Genomic DNA, 20732 nt, shown 5'->3' with positions numbered 1-20732 from the left:
ACGGCCCGGAGGGGAGGGAGGGCGCCCGGCGACAGGTCGTCGCGGACAGCCCGGAGGGGAGGGAGGGCAGCCGGCGACAGGTCGTCTCCGACGGCCCGGACGGGCCGAAGGCCAACCCACGCCCTGTCGTCGCCGACGGCCCGGACCGGCCGAAGGCCAACCCACACCCCGTCGTCGCCGACACCCCAGACCGGCCGAAGGCCAACCCACACCCCGTCGTCTCCGACACCCCAGACCGGCCGAAGGCCAACCCACACCCTGTCCTCTCCGACACCCCGGACAGGACACAGGGCGCCCCACACCTCACCGTCTCCGGCACCCCGGAACGACCGCAGGCCACCCCACACCCTGTCCTCTCCGGCACCCCAGACCGGCCGCAGAGCACACCGCACCCCACCATCTCCGGCACCCCAGACCGGCCGAAGGCCACCCCGCGCCCCGCCGCCTCCATCGCCTCCATCGCCCCGGACCGGCCGAAGGGCCCCCAGCGGCCCATCGTCGCCCTTGCCGGTGGGCCCGCCTTTACCTTCTCCTATGCCGAGCATGCCGAGTTGCTCGTCGCTGCCGGAGCCGAGGTCGTGGTTTTTGATCCGTTGCGGGACGAAGCCCTGCCCGAGGGGGTGAGTGGGCTGGTCGTCGGGGGTGGGTTTCCCGAGGTGTACGCCGGGGAGCTGGCCGCCAACGAACCGTTGAAGAAGGGGATCGTCGCCCTCGCGGAGCGCGGCTCACCCATCGCCGCCGAGTGTGCCGGGCTGCTGTATCTCTGCCGGGAGCTGGACGGGCAGGCGATGTGCGGGGTGCTGGACGCCTCCGCGCGGATGTCGGAGCGGCTCACTCTCGGGTATCGCGAGGCGGTCGCCGTCAGTGACAGTGTGCTGGCGGTGGCGGGGACCCGGATGCGGGGGCACGAGTTTCACCGGACCGTGGTCGAGCCGGGGGCCGGGGGTGCCGCGGCCTGGGGGGTGCGGACGCCCTCGCCGCGGGTCGAAGGGTTCGTACAGCGTGGTGTGCACGCGAGTTATCTGCACACGCACTGGGCGTCGGCGCCCGGTGTCGCCCGTCGGTTCGTGGAGAGGTGCCGGACGTCATGAGCAGCAGGCTGATCGGGGTGGGGGTCGGGCCCGGGGACCCGGAGCTGGTGACCGTGAAGGGGGTCAACGCGCTGCGCGGCGCCGATGTGGTCGTCGTACCGGTGATGGACAGCGGGGAGCGGGGGCGTGCCGAGGCGACCGTGTTGCACTACATCGGCGCGGAGCGGGTCGTCCGCGTGGTGTTCGCGTTGAACGAGCGGACCGACCGGGGGCGGCGGGAGGCCGCCTGGGACGCCGCCGGGCGGCGGGTCGCCGAGCTGCTGGACGCGCACCCGTGTGTCGCCTTCGCGACCATCGGGGACCCCAACGTGTATTCCACGTTCACGTATCTCGCGCAGACCATCGCCCGGCTCGCCCCGGGGACCGTCATCGAGACCGTGCCCGGGATCACCGCCATGCAGGATCTCGCCGCACGGTCGGGGGCCGTGCTGACCGAGGGGACGGAGCCGTTGACGCTGGTTCCGGTGACCGCGGGGGCCGGGGTGCTCAAGGACGCGCTGAACGGGCCGGGGACGGTCGTGGCCTACAAGTTCGGGCGGCAGGCAGCCGAGGTCGCCGAGGCGTTGCGGGACAGCGGGCGGATCGAGGGGGCCGTATGGGGTTCCGCGCTGGGGCTGGACGGCGAGTCCATCCGGCCCGCCGATGAGCTGGACGGTTCGCCGCTGCCGTATCTCTCCACGCTGATCGCGCCCGCGCGGCGGGACGGCGGGCGGGGCGGGAAGCTGTGACGGGACGCAGGGCGACCCGCGTCCGGGCAACCGGCCTCCGGGCAACCCGTCTCTCACTCCCCCGCGAGCCCCACCACCAGCCAGATGAACCCCGCCCCGGCGATCGTGCACAGCAGGGTCGGGCCCGCGGGGTGGTCGTGGTGGGCCTCGGGGAGGATCTCCGCCGCCGCCAGATACAGCAGGGCGCCGCCGAACAGGCCGAGATAGCCGCCGAGCACGGGGTGCGGGATGGTGAACAGGAGGGTGGAGGCCGCGCCGATCACCGGGGCCGCCGCGTCCGCGACCAGCAGGACGATGGCCTTGCGGCGGGCGTTGCCGTAGAGGGTGGCCAGGGTGAAGGTGTTGAAGCCGTCCGCGAAGTCATGCGCGATCACCGCGACCGCGACGGCCAGGCCCATGCCCTCGCCGACCTGGAACGCGGCACCGATGGCGACGCCGTCCATCGCGCTGTGGCCGACCATCGCGGCGGCGGCCGTGAGGCCGACCTCGGGGGTGCGGGCGTGCTCGTCACCGCCGTGCGCGGCGGCCAGCAGACGTCCCATCACATGGGCGAGCAGGAAACCGGCCACGAAGAGCAGCAGGGCGGCCGGGACGCCGAACACCTCGCGCCCCGCCGCCTCCATCGCCTCCGGCAGCAGGTCCAGGCCCACCACACCCAGCATCAGGCCACCGGCCAGGCCCAGCACCAGGTGACGGCGGTCCGTCACCCGCTGGGCCGTCCAGCCGCCGGCCAGCGTCATCAGGAACGCGCCGAGCGCGACGAACACCGCCATGTGCCCTTGCTATCCGACGCCGGGGCCCGGGGGCGGTTGCGACGCCCCGGACGGCCGTACTCACCCTCACATTGATGTCTCCACCACCGCACACCTGCACTTCCGTACGAGAGGAAACCGAACCCATGGCCGATGCCCCGAGCGGCAGAGTGACCTTCGTCGGTGCCGGGCCCGGCGCCGCCGATCTGCTGACGTTCCGTGCCGCGCGGGCCATCGCCGAGGCGGACATCGTGATCTGGGCGGCGAGTCTGGTCCAGGCGGAGGTGCTGGAACATGCCCGGGAGGGCGCGGAGATCCTCGACTCGGCCGTCCTGTCCCTGGAGGACGTCGTCACCGTGTACGAACGGGCCCTGCGGGACGGGCTGCGGGTGGCGCGGATCCACTCCGGCGACCCGGCGCTGTGGGGCGGTACGCAGGAGCAGCTGGACCGGTGCGCGGAGATCGGGATCGCGACGGAGGTCGTGCCGGGCGTCTCCGCCTTCTCCGCCGTCGCCGCGCTCGCGCAGCGCGAGCTGACGATCCCCGAGGTCGCGCAGTCCGTCATCCTGACCCGGCTCGGCGGCGGCAAGACGCCGATGCCGCCCGGCGAGGAGGTACGGGAGTTCGCCCGGCACGGCACCACCATGGCGCTGTTCCTGTCGGCCGCCCGCAGCGGGCAGCTGGTGCGGGAACTGCTGGAGGGCGGCTATCCACGGGACACACCGGTCGTGGTCGCGTACCAGGCGACCTGGCCGGAGGAACTGATCGTCCGCTGCACGATCGGCACGCTGGAGCAGACCGTCAAGGAGCACAAGCTCTGGAAGCACACCCTCTTCCTCGTCGGCCCGGCCCTCGACGCCCACGGCACCCGCTCGCACCTCTACCACCCCGGCCACTTCCACGGACACCGCAAGGCGGACCCGACGGCCCGGCGGGAGCTGCGGGAGCTGCGGGAGCGGGGAGAGCGGGGGGCGAGCACGTGATCACCGTCATCGGTACGGGGGTGGGGGTGGGGTTGGGTACGGGGGCGACCCTCGATGCCGGGGCCCTTGATGCCGGGGCCCTCCGCGCCGCGGACCTCGTCGTGGGGGGTCGGCGGCATCTGGACGCCGTAGCGCTGCCGGAGGGTGCCGAGCGGATCGTGCTCGGGCCGCTCGCGCCCGCCCTCGAACGGATCGCCGCGTACGTCGCGAAGGGCCGCGCGGTGACCGTGCTGGCCTCCGGCGACCCCGGGTTCTTCGGCGTCGTACGGGTGCTGGCGGAACGGTTCGGCGCGGAGCGGCTTCGGGTGCGGCCCGGGGTGTCCTCCGTCGCGGCGGCCTTCGCGCGGGCCGGGCTGGCCTGGGACGACGCCGTGGTGGTCAGCGCCCATGGGCGGGACCCGCGGACCGCCGTGAATGTGTGCCGGGCGCGGCCGAAGGTGGCCGTACTGACCGGGCCGGGGGCCGGGCCCGCCGAGCTGGGGGCCGCGCTGGCGCGCCGGCCGGGGGGCGAACGGGTGCTCGTCGTGGCATCCGCGCTGGGGGATCCGGGGCGTGAGCGGGTCGAGCGGGTGTCGCCGGGCGAGGCCGCGGCGCGGGACTGGGGAACGGTGGTGAATGTCGTCCTGTGTCTGGATCCGGCGCGCACCTGGGGCGAGGGGATGGACACGGGGACGGTCACCGGAGGGATGGGGACGGTCATCGGGGGGATGGGGACGGTCACCGGAGGGATGGGAACGGTCGCCGGGGGTGGTCCGGGGCCCGCCGGCTGGGCTCTGGACGAGGGGGCGTTCGACCACCGCGACTCGATGATCACCAAGTTCGAGGTACGGGCCCTCGCGCTCGCCCGGCTCGGGCCGCGCCTCGGGGATCTGGTGTGGGACATCGGCGCGGGGTCGGGTTCGGTGGCCGTGGAGTGCGCCCGGCTGGGGGCGGCCGTGGTCGCCGTGGAGAAGGACGCGGACTCGGTGGCGCGGGTGCGGGCCAACGCGCTCGCGCAGGGCGTGGACGTGGGTGTGGTGCACGGTGCCGCGCCGGACGCCCTGAGCGGGCTGGACGATCCCGACGCCGTGTTCGTCGGGGGTGGGGGGCGTGAGCTGCCCGCGATCGTCGCCGCGTGTGCCGGGCGGGCCCGGCGGGCGGTGGTGGTGGCGCTGGCCGCGCTGGACCGGGTGCCGCAGGTGCGGGCGGCGCTCACCGGGGCCGGGTTGGGGTGTGACGGGGTGCTGTTGCAGTCGTCGCGGCTGGCACCGCTGCCGGGGGACGTGACCCGGCTCGCGGCCACCAATCCGGTGTTTCTGCTGTGGGGCGTCCGGCCCTCGGCGGACAGAGAGTTCTACGGCGAAGGAGTTGTCCAGTGATCGGCCTGATTTCGGCCACGGCGGCGGGGGCGGTGGCCCGTGACCGGCTGGCGTCCGCGTGGCCGGGACGTACCCGCGTGTACGACGGGACGGTCGGGGACGCGGTACGGGCCGCGTTCCGGGAGTGCGAGGGGGTCGTCTGTTTTCTGGCGACTGGGGCCGTGGTGCGGCTGATCGCGCCGCTGCTCGGGGACAAGGGGTCCGATCCCGGGGTGGTGTGCGTCGACGAGGGCGGGCGGTTCGCCGTCGCCCTGGTCGGCGGGCACGGGGGCGGGGCCAACGCGCTGGCCGTCGAGGTGGGCGACCTGCTGGGCGCGCAGCCGGTGATCACCACGGCGACGGACGCGGTGGGGGTGCCGGGGCTGGACACGCTCGGCCTGCCGGTCGAGGGCGAGGTGGCCGCCGTCTCCCGGGCCGTGCTGGACGGCGAACCGGTCGCCCTGGAGGCGGAGGTCTCCTGGCCGCTGCCCGCGCTGCCGCCCAACGTGGGGGGCGCGGCCGGTGAGCCGGTACGGGGGGCGAGTGATCGTCGTTCCGTCCTGCGGGTGACCGACCGGCTCCTCGAAGCCGCCCCCGGCGAGGTGATCCTCCGTCCGCCGACCCTGGTCATCGGCGTGGGCGCCTCCCGCGACGCGCCCGTGGCCGAGGTCCTCGCCCTGATCGAAAGGGCCCTGCGCGACGCCGCCCTCTCGCCGCTCAGCGTCTCCCATCTCGCCACCGTCGACGCCAAGGCCGACGAGCCCGGCATCGTCCAGGCCGCCCGGCACCTCGGCGTCCCCCTGATCACCCACCCGGCGGAGCGACTGGCCGCCGTCGAGGTGCCCAACCCCTCCGACGCGCCCCTCGCGGCCGTCGGCACCCCGTCCGTCGCCGAGGCGGCGGCGTTGCTCGGGGGCGGCGAACTGCTCGTACCGAAGCGGAAGTCGGCGATGGTGACCTGCGCGGTGGTACGGCGGCCGGGGCGCGGGCGGCTCGCGGTGGTCGGGCTCGGGCCCGGCGCGCGCGATCTGCTCACCCCGCGTGCCACGGCGGAGTTGCGCCGGGCGTCCGTGGTCGTCGGGCTCGACCAGTACGTCGACCAGATCCGCGATGTGCTGCGGCCGGGCACCCGGATCCTGGAGTCCGGGCTCGGCGCCGAGGAGGAGCGGGCGCGGACCGCCGTGGACGAGGCCCGTCAGGGGCGGGCGGTCGCGCTGATCGGCAGCGGCGACGCCGGGGTGTACGCCATGGCGTCGCCCGCGCTCGCGGAGGCCGGCGCCGACATCGACGTCGTGGGGGTGCCCGGGGTGACCGCCGCGCTCGCGGCCGGGGCGCTGCTCGGGGCGCCGCTCGGGCACGACCATGTGTCGATCAGCCTCTCCGACCTGCACACGCCGTGGGAGGTGATCGAACGCCGGGTACGGGCGGCGGCCGAGGCCGATCTGGTGGTCACCTTCTACAACCCGCGCAGCCGGGGCCGGGGCTGGCAGTTGCCCAAGGCGCTCGGCATGCTCGCCGAGCACCGGGCGGCGGCGACGCCCGTCGGGGTCGTCCGCAACGCCTCCCGGGCCGACGAGTCCGTACGGCTGACGACACTGGCCGCGCTGGATCCGGCGACGGTCGACATGATGACCGTCGTGGTCGTGGGCAACACCGCCACCCGGGAGGTCGCCGGGCGGATGGTGACCCCACGGGGTTACCGCTGGCAGGAGGGGGGCGGGGGTCCGGGTGACGGCCGTCGGCAGGAGCGGGAGCGGGAGCGGGCCGAGGATCCGGGTGACGGCCGCCAGCAGGAGCAGGAACAGGCCGAGGAGGTGGGCCGGTGAGCCGGGTCGTCCATCCCATCGAGCAGGAGTCGTTCCGGCGGCTGCGCGCCCGCCTCGACACCTCGCGGCTGCCGCCGCTGACCCGGGCGGTGGTGGAGCGGGTGATCCACTCCTCCGCCGATCTGGCGTACGCGACCGATCTCGTGCTGGCCGAGGCCGACCTGGCACGCGCGCACGCCGCCCTGCACGCCGGGGCGCCCGTCGTCACCGACGTGGAGATGGTCGCGGCCGGGATCACCCGCCGGGACACGGTGTGCCGACTCAGGGACGCCGTGTCCGGGCCGGGACTGACCCGTTCCGCGCACGCCGTGCGGCTCGCCCACCAGCAGGTCGGGCCCGGCGCGATCTGGGTGATCGGCTGCGCGCCGACCGCCCTGGAGGAACTGCTCACGCTCGACGCCGCCCCCGCCCTCGTCATCGGGCTGCCGGTCGGCTTCGTCGGCGCGGCCGAGTCCAAGGCCGCACTGCGCGAGAGCGGGCTGCCCGCCGTGAGCAACGTGTCCGAGAAGGGCGGTTCGGCGGTGGCCGCCGCCGCGTTGAACGCGCTGCTGTATGTGCCGTACGACGCCGGGCGGGTTGACGTTGGCGTTTCCGGGCCACTTGGCGTGTCCGGGCCGCCAGTGCCGCCTGGATCGCCTACATCGCCCGGATCAGCCGTACCGCCTGGATCGTACGTATCACCTGCACCATCTGCACCATCTACGCCACCCGTACTACCCGTACCACCCCGTCTCATCGAGGAGAAACCGTGACCACCCCGCCGCCCGCCCTGCTCATCGCCGGACATGGCACCCGCGACGATGCCGGAGCCGAGGCGTTCCGTGCCTTCGTCCGGGAGTTGGGCCGCCGCCATCCGGAACTGCCCGTCGCGGGCGGGTTCATCGAGCTGTCGCCGCCGCCGCTGGGCGAGGCCGTGACCGAGCTGGTGGAGCGCGGGGTCCGGCGATTCGCCGCCGTACCGCTGATGCTGGTGTCCGCCGGGCACGCCAAGGGCGACATACCGGCGGCGCTGGCCCGCGAGAAGGAGCGGCACCCCGGGATCTCGTACACGTACGGCCGTCCGCTGGGCCCGCATCCGTCGCTGCTGGCCGTGCTGGAGCGGCGGCTGGACGACGCGCTGGGGGCCGGCGTCCGTTCCCCCGAGGACCGGGCCGAGGTGACGGTCCTGCTGGTCGGGCGGGGTTCGACGGACCCGGACGCCAACGCGGAGGTGCACAAGGCGGCCCGGCTGCTGTGGGAGGGGCGTGGCTACGCGGGGGTCGAGACGGCGTTCGTGTCGCTGGCGGCGCCCGATGTGCCGAGCGGGCTCGACCGGTGTGTGCGGCTGGGCGCGCGGCGGATCGTCGTCCTGCCGTACTTCCTGTTCACCGGGATCCTGCCGGTGCGGGTACGGCAGCAGACCGACGGGTGGGCCGCCGCGCACCCGGAGATCGAGGTGCGGTCGGCGGACGTGATCGGGCCGGAGCCGGAGTTGCTGGATCTGGTGATGGAGCGGTACGCGGAGGCGGTCAAGGGCGATCTGCGGATGAACTGCGACACCTGCGTGTACCGGATCGCGATGCCGGGGTTCGAGGACAAGGTGGGGATGCCGCAGCAGCCGCATTTCCATCCGGATGACGACGGGGATCACCATCACGGTCATCACCACGGGCATGGCCATGGGCATGGGAACGGGCCTGGGAATGGGCATGGGCATGGGCATGCGCAGTCACCTTCGCATGCCCACTGAACCGGCCACCGGTCCGCATGATCTGGGGCATCACGGTGACGCGGAGGTCCGCGACGACGGCTCGGCGCTGGTCGATCTCGCCGTGAACGTCCGCGCGGACACTCCCCCGGTGTGGCTGCGCGAGGTGATCGCCCGTTCGCTGGACTCGCTCGCGGCCTATCCGGACGGGCGGCGGGCGCGGGCGGCGGTGGCGGCGCGGCACGGGCTGGATGTGGAGCGGGTGCTGCTGACGGCGGGGGCGGCGGAGGCGTTCGTACTGCTGGCTCGGGCGTTGAAGGTGAGCCGGCCGGTGGTGGTGCATCCGCAGTTCACGGAGCCGGAGGCGGCGCTGAGGGACGCCGGGCACACCGTGGAGCGGGTGTTGTTGCGGGAGGCGGACGGTTTCCGGCTGGATCCGGCGGCCGTGCCCGAGGACGCCGATCTGGTCGTGATCGGCAATCCCACGAATCCGACGTCGGTGCTGCATCCGGCGGCCACGATCGCGCGGCTCGCCCGGCCGGGGCGGACGCTGGTGGTGGACGAGGCGTTCATGGACGCGGTGCCCGGTGAGCGGGAGGCGCTGGCCGGGCGGACCGATGTGCCCGGGCTGGTGGTGCTGCGCAGTCTGACCAAGACGTGGGGGCTGGCCGGGCTGCGGATCGGCTATGTGCTGGCCGATCCCGAGACCGTCGCCGCGCTCGAACGCGCCCAGCCGCTGTGGCCGGTGTCCACGCCCGCGCTGGCCGCCGCCGAGGCGTGCGTGGCGCCCCGCGCGCTGGCGGAGGCGGGACACGCGGCCCACCGGATCGCCGCCGACCGGGCCCATCTGCTGGCGGGCCTGTCGGCGGTGCCGGGGCTGCGGGTCGTGGGCCCGGCCGAGGGTTCGTTCGTACTGGTGCGGCTGCCCGGCGCGGCCGAGGTCCGTCGGCGGCTGCGTGACCTCGGGTTCGCGGTGCGGCGCGGGGACACGTTCCCGGGGCTGGGTGAACAGTGGCTGCGGCTGGCGGTGCGGGATCGGGTGACGACGGATGCGTTCGTGGGGGCGTTGGCGGGGGTGGTCTCGGGGGTGGGCGCGGGGGTGGGCGCGGGGGTGGTCGCGGCCGGGCGTGGTGGGGGTGGCGGGGATGGCGGGCGTGGTGAGGGTGGCGGGGATGGCGGGCGGAGGGTGCGCTGAGCGGAGGGGGCTCTGAGGAGCCGAGCCGTGCTGGCCTCCTTTCGCCCTGGTCCCCTTTGGGTTGACCCTTTTTCGCTCTGGCCCTTCTTGGGCTGGCCCCTTTTCGGGGTGGCCCCTCTTCGGGCTGGCTGGCCCCCTTTTTTGGGCTGAACCGGCTGCCAGGGCGCCGCCCTTGAATCCCTGGCAGCCGGGGTCCGTCCCCCGTGGGCGGCCGTCGGTCAGCTGTGCTTCCGGCGGGCCATCACCACAGCTCCCCCGCCGACCGCCAGCAGGGCGAGCGCGCCGCCCGCGATGTACGGGGTCATGGAGTTGCCGCCGGTCTCGGCGAGGTTGACCTCGGTGGCCGTGCCGCCCTGCGGCTTCACCTCGGCGGCGGGCTCCTGCTCGGCGGCCGGTTCGGCGACGGGCTTCTCGGACTCCTCGGACTCCGGGGGCGCCGACGGCTCGGCGACGGCCGGGGCGGCCGGGGACTCGCAGGTCGCCTGGGCGAGCGTGACGACGCCGTTGACCTCGGCCACGTTCAGCTTCAGCGGGTTGATGGAGACGCTGAGTTCGAGGGCGGTCGCGGCGGCCGTCTTCGACGTGGTCTCGCGCTTGGACAGGTCGAGCCGTACGTCACCGACGCCGGGCACGTTGACCTCGGTGGTGCCGCCCGCGCTGAGGGTGATCTTCTTGCCGAGGACGGTGACGTAACCGAGCACATTGGACTCGGCGACCGGCTTCTTCCCGGCCACGCAGGTCGCCTTGGAGGTGACCTGCTCGACCTCGATCAGGGAGAGCAGCGGCAGTCCGGGGACGTGCAGTTTGGCGTGGGCGAGGCGGGTGCTGCCCTCGGCCGTGCCGTTCTCCACGGTCGCCTTGGCCTCGGCGACCTCGGCGCTCAGGACGCTGAAGGGCTTTCCGCCGTCGACGCCGTCGAGTTGCGCGGTGAGCGCGGTCTTCTCGGCGCTCTGCGGTGCCTGTACCTCGTTGAGGCTGAGCGAGAGCGGGACGTTCACGGTCTTGTTGAGCAGGCTCACATCGAGCCCGGTGCGCAGGACGACCGCGCTCGCCCGGCCCTCCTCGGTGGCGTGCGCGGAGCCCGCGCCGGCCAGGACCGCGGGACCGGCGGCCAGGACGGTGGCGGAGGCGACGACGGCGAGGCGACGGGCGCGTGTGGTGCGGTGCCCGGACGCGAACCGGTGTGCGGGCATGCTGAAGTTGGTGGTGCCGTTCAAGGTGTGGGACCCCCAGAAGAGACAAGCTTGGGACCCCGTAAGAATTACGCACTGAGAGTGAACGGTCAGCAATCCTGCGTCACTTCACCCAAACGGGGGGTTTCCGCCAACAGTTTCGATTTTTTCGCCCCCTGTGTTCCACGACTTCACCGGAGCATCAGATTTCATTCGAGCGGATGGGGCGATACCGGGTGCATGCGCGGAGTGCACAACGACGTGCGGACGTGCGCGTCACGCTCCGTCAATCCCGGAATCGGCGTCAGCCGACGACCCGCCCGTTGAGCACCACGCGGCGCGGGGCGGTCAGTACGCGTACGTCGGCGCGCGGGTCCTGGTCGAAGACCACCAGGTCGGCCGGGGCACCCTCGTCCAGGCCGGGGCGGCCGAGCCAGGCGCGGGCGGCCCAGGTGGTCGCCGAGATCGCGTCCACGGCGGGGATCCCGGCGGTGACCAGTTCGGCGACCTCCGCCGCCGCCAGCCCGTGCGGCAGGGTGCCGCCCGCGTCGGTGCCCACGAAGACGGGGATCCCGGCGTCGTAGGCGTTGCGGACGGTGTCGTAGCGGCGCTCGTGGAGCCGGCGCATATGGGCCGACCAGCGCGGGAACTTCCGCTCGCCGCCCTCGGCCAGCTTCGGGAAGGTCGCGGTGTTGATCAGGGTCGGGACGATCGCGACCCGGTGCGCGGCGAACAGCGGGATCAGGTCGTCGGTCAGGCCGGTCGCGTGCTCGACGCAGTCGATGCCGGACTCCACCAGGTCGAGGAGCGAGTCCTCGGCGAAGCAGTGGGCGGTGACCCGGGCGCCGAGCCGGTGGGCCTCGGTGATCGCCGCCGCCACCGCGTCCCGGGGCCAGCACGCCGACAGATCACCGGCCTCGCGATCGATCCAGTCGCCGACCAGTTTCACCCAGCCGTCACCGCGCCGGGCCTCCCGGGCGACGTATGCGAGGAGATCCTCCGGTTCGATCTCCCACGCGTAGTTACGGATGTAGCGCCGGGTGCGGGCGATGTGCCGGCCCGCCCGGATGATCTTCGGCAGGTCCTCGCGGTCGTCGATCCACCGGGTGTCCGAGGGCGACCCGGCGTCGCGCAGCAGCAGCGCGCCCGCCTCCCGGTCGGTGAGCGCCTGCTTCTCGGAGACGTCGTCGGAGACCGGGCCGTGCTCGTCGAGGCCGACATGGCAGTGGGCGTCGACCATGCCGGGCAGCACCCAGCCCTCGACGGTGCGCAGGTCCCGGGCGGTGGCCGGGCGGTCGTAGGAGATACGGCCGTCCACGACCCACAGTTCGTCGCGGACGTCGTCCGGGCCGGCCAGCACCCGCCCCTTCACATGCAGCACATCGCTCATGTCTGCACCCTAGTTAATGGTCGCGGGGGTGGTCAGGGGGCCCTGGGGCGGCGGGCGGCGGGCCGCTGGGAGGGGGGTGGCGGGCGCCGGCTGGGAGGGGGTGGCGAGCCACTGGGAGGGGGGTGAGCCACTGGAAGGGTGGAGGCGGGCCGCCGGGAGGCAGGTGGCGAGCCAGTGGGAGGCAGGTGGCGGGCCAGTGGGGGCTGCCGGCGACCGGCGGGGGGCAGCTCAAGGGCCAGGGCCCTCGGGGGCAGCTCAAGGACCGCTCGGGCAGCTGAGTGGCGGCTTGGGGACCGCTTGGGGACCGCTTGAGGACCGCTTGAGGGCCGCTCGGGGCAACTGAGTGGCGGCTTGCGGGCCGCTCGGGGCAGCCAAGTGGCCGCTCGGGAGCCGCTCGGGGCCTGCCGGGACCGCTCCTGACCTGCGGCCCGAGCCGGAGGTCGGCGGGTGGGACCGGAATCCGCCCGGTTACTCTCGACGACATCGAACGACCACCACCCCGCCCGTGACCGAAAGAGCACCACCGTGACGCACCCCTTCCTCGACCTCGCCCCGCTGAGCGCCGAGCGTTTCGCCGCCATCGAGGACCGGGTGGCCCGGCTGCTCGACACCCGCCAGGACGTGGTGATCACCCAGGGCGAGGCGCTGCTGCCGCTGGAGGGCGCGATCCGCGCCACGGCGACGCCGGAAACGATCGCGCTGAACGTGATCACCGGGCCCTACGGCCAGACCTTCGGCGACTGGCTGCGCGACTGCGGCGCGACCGTGCACGACCTGGCGGTCCCCTTCCACACGGCGGTCACAGCAGACCAGATCCGCGAGGCGCTGAACGACCACCCGGAGATCGATTTCGTCTCCCTCGTCCACGCCGAGGCGGCGACGGGCAACACGAACCCGGTGGCCGAGATCGGCGAGGTCGTACGGGCCCATGGCGCCCTCTTCTACCTCGACGCCGTGGCCTCGGTGGGCGCCGAACCGGTGCTGCCGGACGCGTGGGGCGTCGACCTGTGCGTGATCGGCGCGCAGAAGGCGATGGGCGGTCCCGCCGGCGTGTCGGCCGTGTCGGTGAGCGAACGAGCATGGACGCGCATGACGAGCAATCCGCACGCCCCACGCCGCTCCTACCTCTCCCTCCTGGACTGGAAGGAGCGCTGGATCGACACCGGCCGCAAGGCCCTGCTCCACGCCCCCGCCCAGTTGGAGATGCTCGGCCTGGATGCCTGCGTGGCGCGTATCGAGGCGGAGGGCCTGGACACGCTCATGTCCCGCCACCGCGCGGCAGCCGCGAGCACCCGCGCGGGCGCCCTCGCGCTCGGCGGCGGCCTGGAACCGTACGTCCACGATCCGCGGGAGGCCGCCCCGGTCGCCACGACCCTCCGCACCCCGGCGGGCGTGAACGCCTCCGACCTGGTCACCCGCGCCCTGGCCGCGGACCCGGCCCTGCCCCTCGCCGCGGGCGGCGGCCCCCTGGCCAAGGAGATGATCCGCGTCAACCACTACGGCACGGATGCGACACCGGGCACCGTACGGGCCTGCCTCACCGGCCTCGGCGTGGCCATGGCGGAGCAGGGACTGGCTGTGGATGTGCTGGGGGCGCTGGGGGCGGCGGAGAGGGCCTGGGCGCTGTCTGACAAATGATCATCCGGCTGGTTCGCGGAGCCAGAGGATCAGCGAGGCCAGCATGAGTCCGGCACGGTAGCGATCGGCGAGCTTGTCGAACCTGGTGGCGATGGCCCGGAACTGCTTGAGGCGGGCGAAGCATCGTTCGACCACATTGCGATCGCGGTAGATGTCCTTGTCGAAGGCGGGTGGTCTGCCGCCGAGGGCTCCCCGTCGGCAGCGGTTGGCCGCTTGGTCGCGGCGTTCGGGGATCGTGGCGGCGATGCCCCGGCGCCGCAGCAGGTTGCGGATCGCCCTGCTGGAATACGCTTTGTCGCCCAGCACACGCTGCGGTCTCGGGGGGGGGGCGGCCGGTGACGGCGCGCGGGATGCGGATGCTGTCGAGGACCTGGCCGAAGGCGGTGGCGTCGTTGACGTTGCCGGGCGTGAGCACGATGGAGAGCGGGGGCCCCGGCCGTCGACGGCGAGGTGGACCTTCATGGTCAGCCCGCCCCGGGACCGGCCGAGGGCCCTGACGCGCCTGCGACCGGCCCGGGTCTTCCAGTTCGTCCCCGTCTGCGGCCCCTTTTTGCGGGCGCCGGCCGCATGCTGATGGGCCCGGTTGATCGTCGAGTCGGCGGAGACGGTCCACTCCACCCGGCCCACCGCGTCGTCGCGGACCTGAACGTGCTCCAGCAGCTTCGCCCAGGTTCCGTCCGCCTCCCACCGGGCGAACCGCTCGTAGACGGTCTGCCACGGCCCGTACCTCTGCGGGAAATCACGCCACGGAGCCCCGGTCCGCAGCCGCCACAGCACCCCGTTGACCACCTGCCGGTGATCACGCCACGGACGGCCACGCCCATCCACCCGCGGCAACAGGGGCTCTACTCGCCCCCACGCCGCATCCGTCAATTCACCTCGACCTGCCACAAAATCAATGATCTGGGTGCTCACGCTCGGACTCCCGCGCGGGATCCGTCACAAAACGGCTCAGCCGGTAGGCAGTCGGCAGCGCCAGGCGCCCGCACAGCGTGTCGATCCGGATCATCGAGCCGTCGACTCCTGCCTCCCGAAGACGGCGCAACCGCGTACGCATCTCCGCTTGGTCCAGAGTCTCAACGACCACTTCCCACTGTCCCGCGTCCGACGTGGTGCGAGCAGCAAGCCACTGCCGCGCGTCCTCTTGCCGCCGCCTTCTTTTCCCCTGTCCTGGCACCTGCCCAGCATCACTGGCCAGCGTCAGGGCGGCAAGGCGATTGGACCGAGCACGCACACACATCTCCGCTCGGTGATCATTTGTCAGACAGTCCCTAGGTAACTGCCCACGGCATTCCGGGGATTCCGGGAACTCCAGGGATTCCACCGAGGCCCACCGACCGGCATTCGGGCGGTCGACTCCCTGAGAATCCGACTGGAATTCTGAGAATCAAATGAGGGCAGCTGCCCGTATTCTTCTGCCCGCGATCTCCGTCCCTAAACGCTAAGATTTCGCGAACATCGCGCAGGCAATCCAGGCCCCCTCAATGAGGGTTACATGATTGTGACGCGTTCCACAGGCCACCCTTTTTGCCCTGATTCATCACGGACAAACATGGGAAATTCACCACCCCTTCGCATACGCCTGCACGCCCGCGTGATAACACAACCACCGCGTCGACCCAACCCTCGCCGCCCATGAAATTTCAAATTTACCTCGGTAAATTCAATTCGCATGACTGCCGCACAAGCAGACCTACAGATCAGCCGTCCGTCGGTGGGGGACGGGGCCACTCTGTGGCGACTCGCCAAGGAATCCGGAAATCTCGACCTGAACTCGTCGTACGCCTATCTCCTGTGGTGCCGTGACTTCGCCGGCACATCCGCGGTGGCCCGCGCACAGGACGGGACGCCCGTCGGGTTCGTGACCGGATATCTGCGGCCGGACCGGCCGGGCACCCTGCTGGTGTGGCAGGTGGCGGTGGATGCCGCACACCGGGGGCGCGGGCTGGCCGCGCGACTGCTGGACGCGCTGACGTCGCGGATCGCCGCCGAGCACCCGCTCACGACCGTCGAGACCACCATCACGCCGGGCAACACCGCCTCCGAGCGGCTGTTCGCCTCCTACGCCGACCGGCACGACGCCCCCGTGGCGCGCGAGGTGCTGTTCGGCACGGGGCTGTTCCCGGACGGCCCGCACGATCCCGAGGTCCTGTACCGCATCGGCCCGCTGACCATCCGGCCGCCGCACGGCACCTCTCAAGCCCCTTCGCACTGAGGAGCGATTCACCGTGACCATCACCCAGCCCGACCTGAGCATCTTCGAGACCCTGGAGTCCGAGGTGCGCAGCTACTGCCGCGGGTGGCCCACCGTGTTCGACCGTGCCCAGGGCAGCCTGATGTACGACGAGGACGGCCACCGGTACCTGGATTTCTTCGCCGGTGCGGGATCACTCAACTACGGACACAACAACCCGGTGATCAAACGCGCACTGATCGACTATCTGATGCGCGACGGGGTGACCCACGGCCTCGACATGTCGACCACCGCGAAACGTTCGTTCCTGCGCGCCTTCCAGGATCTGGTGCTGCGGCCCCGCGATCTGCCGTACAAGGTGATGTTCCCCGGACCCACCGGCACCAACGCCGTGGAGTCCGCGCTGAAGCTGGCGCGGAAGGTGAAGGGGCGCGAATCGATCGTGTCGTTCACGAACGCTTTCCACGGGATGTCGCTGGGATCGCTCGCCGTGACCGGCAACGCGTTCAAGCGGGCCGGGGCCGGTATCCCGCTGGTGCACGGCACGCCCATGCCGTTCGATCACTATCTCGACGGCCGGGTGCCGGACTTCCTGTGGTTCGAGCGGCTGCTGGAGGACCAGGGCTCCGGGCTCAATCAGCCGGCCGCCGTGATCGTCGAGACCGTGCAGGGCGAGGGCGGCATCAATGTGGCCCGGCCCGAGTGGCTGCGCTCCCTCGCCGAACTGTGCGAACGGCGCGACATGCTGCTGATCGTCGACGACATCCAGATGGGCTGCGGCCGTACCGGCGCGTTCTTCTCGTTCGAGGAGGCCGGGATCACGCCCGACATCGTCACCGTGTCCAAGTCGATCAGCGGCTACGGACTGCCCATGTCGCTCTGCCTGTTCAGGCCCGAGCTGGACATCTGGGAGCCGGGCGAGCACAACGGCACCTTCCGCGGCAACAACCCCGCGTTCGTCACCGCCACGGCCGCGCTGGAGACGTACTGGGCGGACGGTTCCATCATGGAGAAGCAGACCCGTGAGCGCGGCGAACAGATCGAACGTGAGCTGATCTCCATCACCGAGGAGAACCTCGCCGACATCAAGGAGTACCGCGGGCGCGGGCTGGTGTGGGGCATCGAGTTCCGTGACAAGGAGCGCGCCGGGAAGATCGCCCGGCGAGCGTTCGAACTCGGGCTGCTGATCGAGACGTCCGGCCCCGAGGGCGAGGTCGTCAAACTGCTGCCCGCGCTCACCATCGCCCCCGACGAACTGGACGAGGGCCTGAAAACGCTCGCCCGCGCGGTGCGCGAAACCGGCTGATCCTCCACGCCGCCCCCACGCTCCTCCCCCTCCACCCATCCCCCTACACAAGGAGGCGTCGTCTTACCGTGATCGTTCGATCGTTCAAGGAGATCGAAGGCACCGACCGGCATGTGAAGGCCGCGTCCGGCACCTGGGAGAGCAAACGCATCGTGCTCGCCAAGGAGCGCGTCGGCTTCTCGCTGCACGAGACGGTCCTCTACGCCGGCACCGAGACATCGATGTGGTACGCGAACCACATCGAGGCCGTCGTCTGCGTCGAGGGCGAGGCCGAACTGACCGACCACGAGTCCGGGCTGACCCACACGATCACGCCCGGGACCATGTACCTCCTCAACGGCCACGAGCGGCACACGCTCAAGGTCAAGGAGGACTTCCGCTGCATCTGTGTGTTCAACCCGCCGGTCACCGGCCGGGAGGACCACGACGAGAACGGCGTCTATCCGCTGCTCACCGAACCCGAGCCCGACTCCGGCTCCGGCTCCGACTCCGACTCCCGCTCCGAGGAGGTGTGACCGCCATGACCACGATCACCGACCTGTATCCCAGCCGCGGCGCCACCGAGGTGACCGTCCCGCGCCAGGACCCGGTCGTCTGGGGCTCGCCCGACACTTCGGGCCCGATCCCGGCGACCGAGCTGCGCGGCTACGAACAGAACGGTTTCCTGGCGATCGATCAGCTGATCACCGACGACGAGGTGGCCGTCTACCGCCAGGAGATGGACCGGCTGATCGCCGATCCCGCGATCCGGGCCGATGAGCGTTCGATCATCGAGCAGCGATCGCAGGAGATCCGCTCGGTCTTCGAGGTGCACCGGATCAGCGAGGTGTTCGCCCGGCTGGTCCGGGACGAACGGGTCGTCGGCCGGGCCCGGCAGATCCTCGGCTCGGACGTGTACGTCCACCAGTCCCGGATCAACGTCAAGCCCGGCTTCGGCGCCACCGGCTTCTACTGGCACTCCGACTTCGAGACCTGGCACGCCGAGGACGGCCTGGCGAACATGCGGGCCGTGTCCGTGTCGATCGCGCTGACCGAGAACCACGACACCAACGGCGGCCTCATGATCATGCCGGGCTCGCACCGCACCTTCCTCGGCTGCGCGGGCGCCACGCCCGAGGACAACTACAAGAAGTCGCTCCAGATGCAGGACGCCGGCACCCCCTCCGACGAGGCGCTGACCAAGATGGCCTCCGAGTACGGCATCAAGCTCTTCACCGGCAGGGCCGGCTCGGCGACCTGGTTCGACTGCAACTGCATGCACGGCTCCGGAGACAACATCACGCCGTTCCCGCGCAGCAATGTGTTCATCGTGTTCAACAGCGTGGAGAACGCGGCGCTGGAGCCGTTCGCCGCGCCGGTACGCCGGCCGGAGTTCATCGGGGCCCGGGACTTCACCCCGGTGCGCTGAACCCGCTGCGCGCAGCGGGGGCCGCTGCATTCCGTACGGCGTCGACGTCCCCCGTCGGCGCCGTCGGTCCCTCGGTGCGTCTCCTGCGCCCGCGCGGGGGCGCAGGAGTGGTTCAAGCGGCCAGGGCGGACAGCAGTCGGTCGACGTCGGCGGGGGTGTTGTAGAGGTGGAAGGCGGCGCGCAGGTTGCCCGCACGGTCGGAGACCTCGATGCCGGCGGCGCTGAGCCGGGGCTGGTGGCCGCCGAGACCGGGGACGGAGACGATCGCCGAGCCGGGCGCCGCGATGGGGGTGTGGCCGAGCGCGTGCAGGCCGGTGCGGAAGCGGTCGGCGAGGGCGATGTCGTGGGCGTGGACGGCGGCGACGCCGAGTTCCTCGATCAGGTCGAGGGAGGCGCGCAGGCCGGCGTGGGTGAACAGGGCGGGGCTGATGTCGAAGCGGCGCGCGGAGTGGGCGAGTTCCTCGACGGGGCCGTAACAGCTGTCCCAGGGGGCCTCTCCGGCGACCCAGCCCGCGAGGAGCGGGGTCAGTGCGCCGAGGTCCTCGGGGACCACGAAGAAGGCGGCCCCGTGCGGGCCGAGCAGCCATTTGAAGCCGACCGCGGCGAGGAAGTCGTAGGAGTCCGGATCGATCGGCAGCCAGCCGATCGACTGGGAGGCGTCGACGTAGACCCGCGCTCCCCGCACGCGTGCCGCCTCGCGGACGGCGGGCAGGTCGGCGAGCCGTCCGTCGGCGGACTGCACGACACTGACCGCGACCAGCTCGGTCTCCGCGCGGACGGACTCGGCGAGCCGCTCCAGCGGCACCGCCCGCACCTTGAGATCGCCGCGCATGTGGAAGGGGTTCACCAGGGAGGCGAAGTCGGCCTCCGCGGTGAGCACCTCGGCCCCGGCGGGCAGCGCCGCGGCGATCAGCGCGCCGAACTCGGCGACCGAGGTCCCGGCGGCGACCTGTCCGACGGGCACCCCGGCCAGCCGGGCGACACTCGCGCGCACGGCCTCCACCTCGTCGTACAGCGGGCCCAGCGGGATGCCCTCGGCTCGCATCCGCACCGCCCGGTCGAGGGCGGCGGTGGTACGGGCCGGGAGCAGGCCGTTGCTGGCTGTGTTGAGGAAGGTGTTCTTCGGGCTGAACTCGGCGCGGACGAGGCTCTCGAAGGTGTCCATGGCTCCACTGTGCGGCCGGTGGATGTGGACGTCCATTGCGTAATTCTGCGCGGTACGTCCAAGGAGCGCTTATGGATGGCGCCCGGCCTGGCGCTTTGTGTCCCGGGTCAGGGCTGGGGCACCGGGCAGCCGTCCGGGCCGCAGACGTCCCCGCCGTCGTCGATCAGCCGCAGCGGCGAGCGCTCGCCCCACGCCTGCGTCAGGGCCTGGCCGAACACTTCGGCGGGCTGGGCGCCCGACACGCCGTACTTGCGGTCGAGGACGAAGAACGGCACACCGTTCGCGCCGAGCTGCGCGGCCTCGCGCTCGTCGGCCCGCACCTCGTCGGCGTAGGCAGTGGGGTCGGCGAGCACCGTGCGCACCTCGGCGGCGTCGAGTCCGGCGCCCGTGGCGATCTCGACCAGCCGCTCGGTGTCCTGGAAGAGGGACCGCTCGTCGGCGAAGTTGGCCTCGTACAGCAGCTGGATCAGCTCGCCCTGGCGCCCGTGGTCCTTCGCGAGGTGGAGCAGCCGGTGCATGTCGAAGGTGCTGCCGTGGTCGCGGCCCCGGGTGCGGTAGGCGAGACCCTCGGCGGCGGCCTGCGCGCCGAGGTTGTCCTCACCGGCCTGCGCCTGTGCCTCACTCATGCCGTACTTCTTGGTGAGCATGGTGATCACGGGCTGGATGTCGTCCTTGGCCCGGCCGGGGTCCAGCTCGAACGACCGATGCACCACTTCCACCTGATCGCGGTGCGGGAAGGCCGCGAGCGCCTTCTCGAAGCGGGCCTTTCCTACGTAGCACCAGGGGCAGGCGATGTCGCTCCAGATCTCGACGCGCATGTTCTCTCGGTTCTCCAGGTCGGACGGCTGGGGGCGGAGACA

17 protein-coding genes and 2 pseudogenes are annotated in these 20732 nt (G+C 72.2%); 13 read left to right on the top strand and 6 right to left on the bottom strand.

All coding sequences use genetic code 11. The annotated features are described in order from the left end of the window. Positions 1-393: 393 nt before the first annotated feature. Together ACFRFC_RS29560 and cobI are read left to right on the top strand one after the other, a co-directional pair. A pseudogene (locus ACFRFC_RS29560) lies at positions 394-1091 on the top strand (cobyrinic acid a,c-diamide synthase); the annotation flags it as partial. Next, on the top strand, positions 1088-1819 hold the full coding sequence (cobI, locus tag ACFRFC_RS29555) for a precorrin-2 C(20)-methyltransferase (RefSeq protein ID WP_382690774.1): 732 nt from the start codon (positions 1088-1090) through the stop codon (positions 1817-1819). The pseudogene ACFRFC_RS29560 and the gene cobI, both read left to right, overlap by 4 nt. A gap of 53 nt (positions 1820-1872) precedes the next feature. Here cobI and ACFRFC_RS29550 read toward each other — a convergent pair whose 3' ends face one another. Continuing rightward, the gene (locus ACFRFC_RS29550) at positions 1873-2592 is read right to left on the bottom strand and encodes a ZIP family metal transporter (RefSeq protein ID WP_382690771.1); all 720 of its coding nucleotides are present in this window, start codon (positions 2590-2592) and stop codon (positions 1873-1875) included. A gap of 125 nt (positions 2593-2717) precedes the next feature. Between ACFRFC_RS29550 and cobM the strand changes: the two genes are divergently transcribed. From cobM to cobC, 6 genes and pseudogenes are all read left to right on the top strand, one after another. After that, complete coding sequence (cobM, locus tag ACFRFC_RS29545) at positions 2718-3554, top strand: precorrin-4 C(11)-methyltransferase (protein WP_382690768.1); 837 nt, start codon at positions 2718-2720, stop codon at positions 3552-3554. Next, entirely contained in the window at positions 3551-4912 is a 1362-nt protein-coding gene (gene cbiE / locus ACFRFC_RS29540; protein WP_382690765.1) for a precorrin-6y C5,15-methyltransferase (decarboxylating) subunit CbiE, read from the top strand. Before cobM ends, cbiE begins: the two co-directional genes overlap by 4 nt. Next, positions 4909-6717: a precorrin-3B C(17)-methyltransferase gene (gene cobJ / locus ACFRFC_RS29535; RefSeq protein ID WP_382690763.1), complete on the top strand. Its 1809-nt coding sequence runs from the start codon at positions 4909-4911 to the stop codon at positions 6715-6717. The genes cbiE and cobJ overlap by 4 nt, the downstream gene beginning before the upstream one ends. Further along, positions 6714-7277: pseudogene (locus tag ACFRFC_RS29530) on the top strand (precorrin-8X methylmutase); the annotation flags it as partial. The gene cobJ and the pseudogene ACFRFC_RS29530, both read left to right, overlap by 4 nt. Before the next feature lie 188 nt (positions 7278-7465). Further along, positions 7466-8446 (top strand): sirohydrochlorin chelatase, encoded by a 981-nt coding sequence (locus ACFRFC_RS29525; protein ID WP_382690760.1) that lies wholly within the window; start codon positions 7466-7468, stop codon positions 8444-8446. Next, on the top strand, positions 8436-9599 hold the full coding sequence (gene cobC, locus ACFRFC_RS29520; RefSeq protein WP_382690758.1) for an Rv2231c family pyridoxal phosphate-dependent protein CobC: 1164 nt from the start codon (positions 8436-8438) through the stop codon (positions 9597-9599). Before ACFRFC_RS29525 ends, cobC begins: the two co-directional genes overlap by 11 nt. A gap of 218 nt (positions 9600-9817) precedes the next feature. Here the strand turns inward: cobC and ACFRFC_RS29515 are convergent, their stop codons facing one another. After that, entirely contained in the window at positions 9818-10792 is a 975-nt protein-coding gene (locus tag ACFRFC_RS29515) for an SCO1860 family LAETG-anchored protein (RefSeq protein ID WP_382690755.1), read from the bottom strand. Positions 10793-11075: 283 nt separating this feature from the next. Then, the gene (locus tag ACFRFC_RS29510; protein ID WP_382690752.1) at positions 11076-12161 is read right to left on the bottom strand and encodes an amidohydrolase family protein; all 1086 of its coding nucleotides are present in this window, start codon (positions 12159-12161) and stop codon (positions 11076-11078) included. A 525-nt stretch (positions 12162-12686) separates the two neighbouring features. Here ACFRFC_RS29510 and ACFRFC_RS29505 point away from each other — a divergent pair. Continuing rightward, positions 12687-13799, top strand: coding sequence for a pyridoxal-phosphate-dependent aminotransferase family protein (locus ACFRFC_RS29505; protein WP_382690750.1), 1113 nt, complete (start codon positions 12687-12689; stop codon positions 13797-13799). On the opposite strand, the gene ACFRFC_RS29500 is transcribed toward ACFRFC_RS29505, so the two are convergent. Further along, positions 13800-14627 carry an IS5 family transposase gene (locus ACFRFC_RS29500; protein WP_382690957.1) on the bottom strand — a complete coding sequence of 276 codons (828 nt, stop codon included), beginning with the start codon at positions 14625-14627 and terminating at the stop codon, positions 13800-13802. Between the two features lie 844 nt (positions 14628-15471). On the opposite strand from ACFRFC_RS29500, the gene ectA reads away from it, so the two are divergent. From ectA to thpD, 4 genes are all read left to right on the top strand, one after another. After that, positions 15472-16014 (top strand): diaminobutyrate acetyltransferase, encoded by a 543-nt coding sequence (gene ectA, locus ACFRFC_RS29495; RefSeq protein WP_382690747.1) that lies wholly within the window; start codon positions 15472-15474, stop codon positions 16012-16014. A gap of 13 nt (positions 16015-16027) precedes the next feature. Next, entirely contained in the window at positions 16028-17299 is a 1272-nt protein-coding gene (gene ectB / locus ACFRFC_RS29490) for a diaminobutyrate--2-oxoglutarate transaminase (protein ID WP_382690745.1), read from the top strand. A 68-nt stretch (positions 17300-17367) separates the two neighbouring features. Beyond that, the gene (locus ACFRFC_RS29485) at positions 17368-17814 is read left to right on the top strand and encodes an ectoine synthase (RefSeq protein ID WP_382690742.1); all 447 of its coding nucleotides are present in this window, start codon (positions 17368-17370) and stop codon (positions 17812-17814) included. A 5-nt stretch (positions 17815-17819) separates the two neighbouring features. Beyond that, entirely contained in the window at positions 17820-18707 is an 888-nt protein-coding gene (thpD, locus tag ACFRFC_RS29480; protein WP_382690739.1) for an ectoine hydroxylase, read from the top strand. A gap of 112 nt (positions 18708-18819) precedes the next feature. Here thpD and ACFRFC_RS29475 read toward each other — a convergent pair whose 3' ends face one another. Both ACFRFC_RS29475 and ACFRFC_RS29470 read right to left on the bottom strand, forming a co-directional pair. Further along, complete coding sequence (locus tag ACFRFC_RS29475; RefSeq protein WP_382690737.1) at positions 18820-19872, bottom strand: aminotransferase class V-fold PLP-dependent enzyme; 1053 nt, start codon at positions 19870-19872, stop codon at positions 18820-18822. A 107-nt stretch (positions 19873-19979) separates the two neighbouring features. Beyond that, complete coding sequence (locus ACFRFC_RS29470) at positions 19980-20690, bottom strand: DsbA family oxidoreductase (protein ID WP_382690734.1); 711 nt, start codon at positions 20688-20690, stop codon at positions 19980-19982. Between the last annotated feature and the right edge of the window lie 42 nt (positions 20691-20732).

The organism is Streptomyces sp. NPDC056734 (assembly GCF_042790455.1).
Lineage (GTDB): Bacteria > Actinomycetota > Actinomycetes > Streptomycetales > Streptomycetaceae > Streptomyces.
Note: the sequence above shows the minus strand (reverse complement) of the source record. Positions and strands in the feature narration are given on the sequence as shown.

Bases quoted from the DNA above. Each gene is read 5' to 3' on its own strand.
- cobC (WP_382690758.1), top strand. From the start codon at position 8,436: ATGCCCACTGAACCGGCCACCGGTCCGCATGATCTGGGGCATCACGGT.
- thpD (WP_382690739.1), top strand. From the start codon at position 17,820: ATGACCACGATCACCGACCTGTATCCCAGCCGCGGCGCCACCGAGGTG.
- ACFRFC_RS29475 (WP_382690737.1), bottom strand. From the start codon at position 19,872: ATGGACACCTTCGAGAGCCTCGTCCGCGCCGAGTTCAGCCCGAAGAAC.
- ACFRFC_RS29510 (WP_382690752.1), bottom strand. From the start codon at position 12,161: ATGAGCGATGTGCTGCATGTGAAGGGGCGGGTGCTGGCCGGCCCGGAC.
- ACFRFC_RS29470 (WP_382690734.1), bottom strand. From the start codon at position 20,690: ATGCGCGTCGAGATCTGGAGCGACATCGCCTGCCCCTGGTGCTACGTA.
- cobM (WP_382690768.1), top strand. From the start codon at position 2,718: ATGGCCGATGCCCCGAGCGGCAGAGTGACCTTCGTCGGTGCCGGGCCC.
- ACFRFC_RS29550 (WP_382690771.1), bottom strand. From the start codon at position 2,592: ATGGCGGTGTTCGTCGCGCTCGGCGCGTTCCTGATGACGCTGGCCGGC.
- ACFRFC_RS29515 (WP_382690755.1), bottom strand. From the start codon at position 10,792: ATGCCCGCACACCGGTTCGCGTCCGGGCACCGCACCACACGCGCCCGT.
- ectA (WP_382690747.1), top strand. From the start codon at position 15,472: ATGACTGCCGCACAAGCAGACCTACAGATCAGCCGTCCGTCGGTGGGG.
- cobI (WP_382690774.1), top strand. From the start codon at position 1,088: ATGAGCAGCAGGCTGATCGGGGTGGGGGTCGGGCCCGGGGACCCGGAG.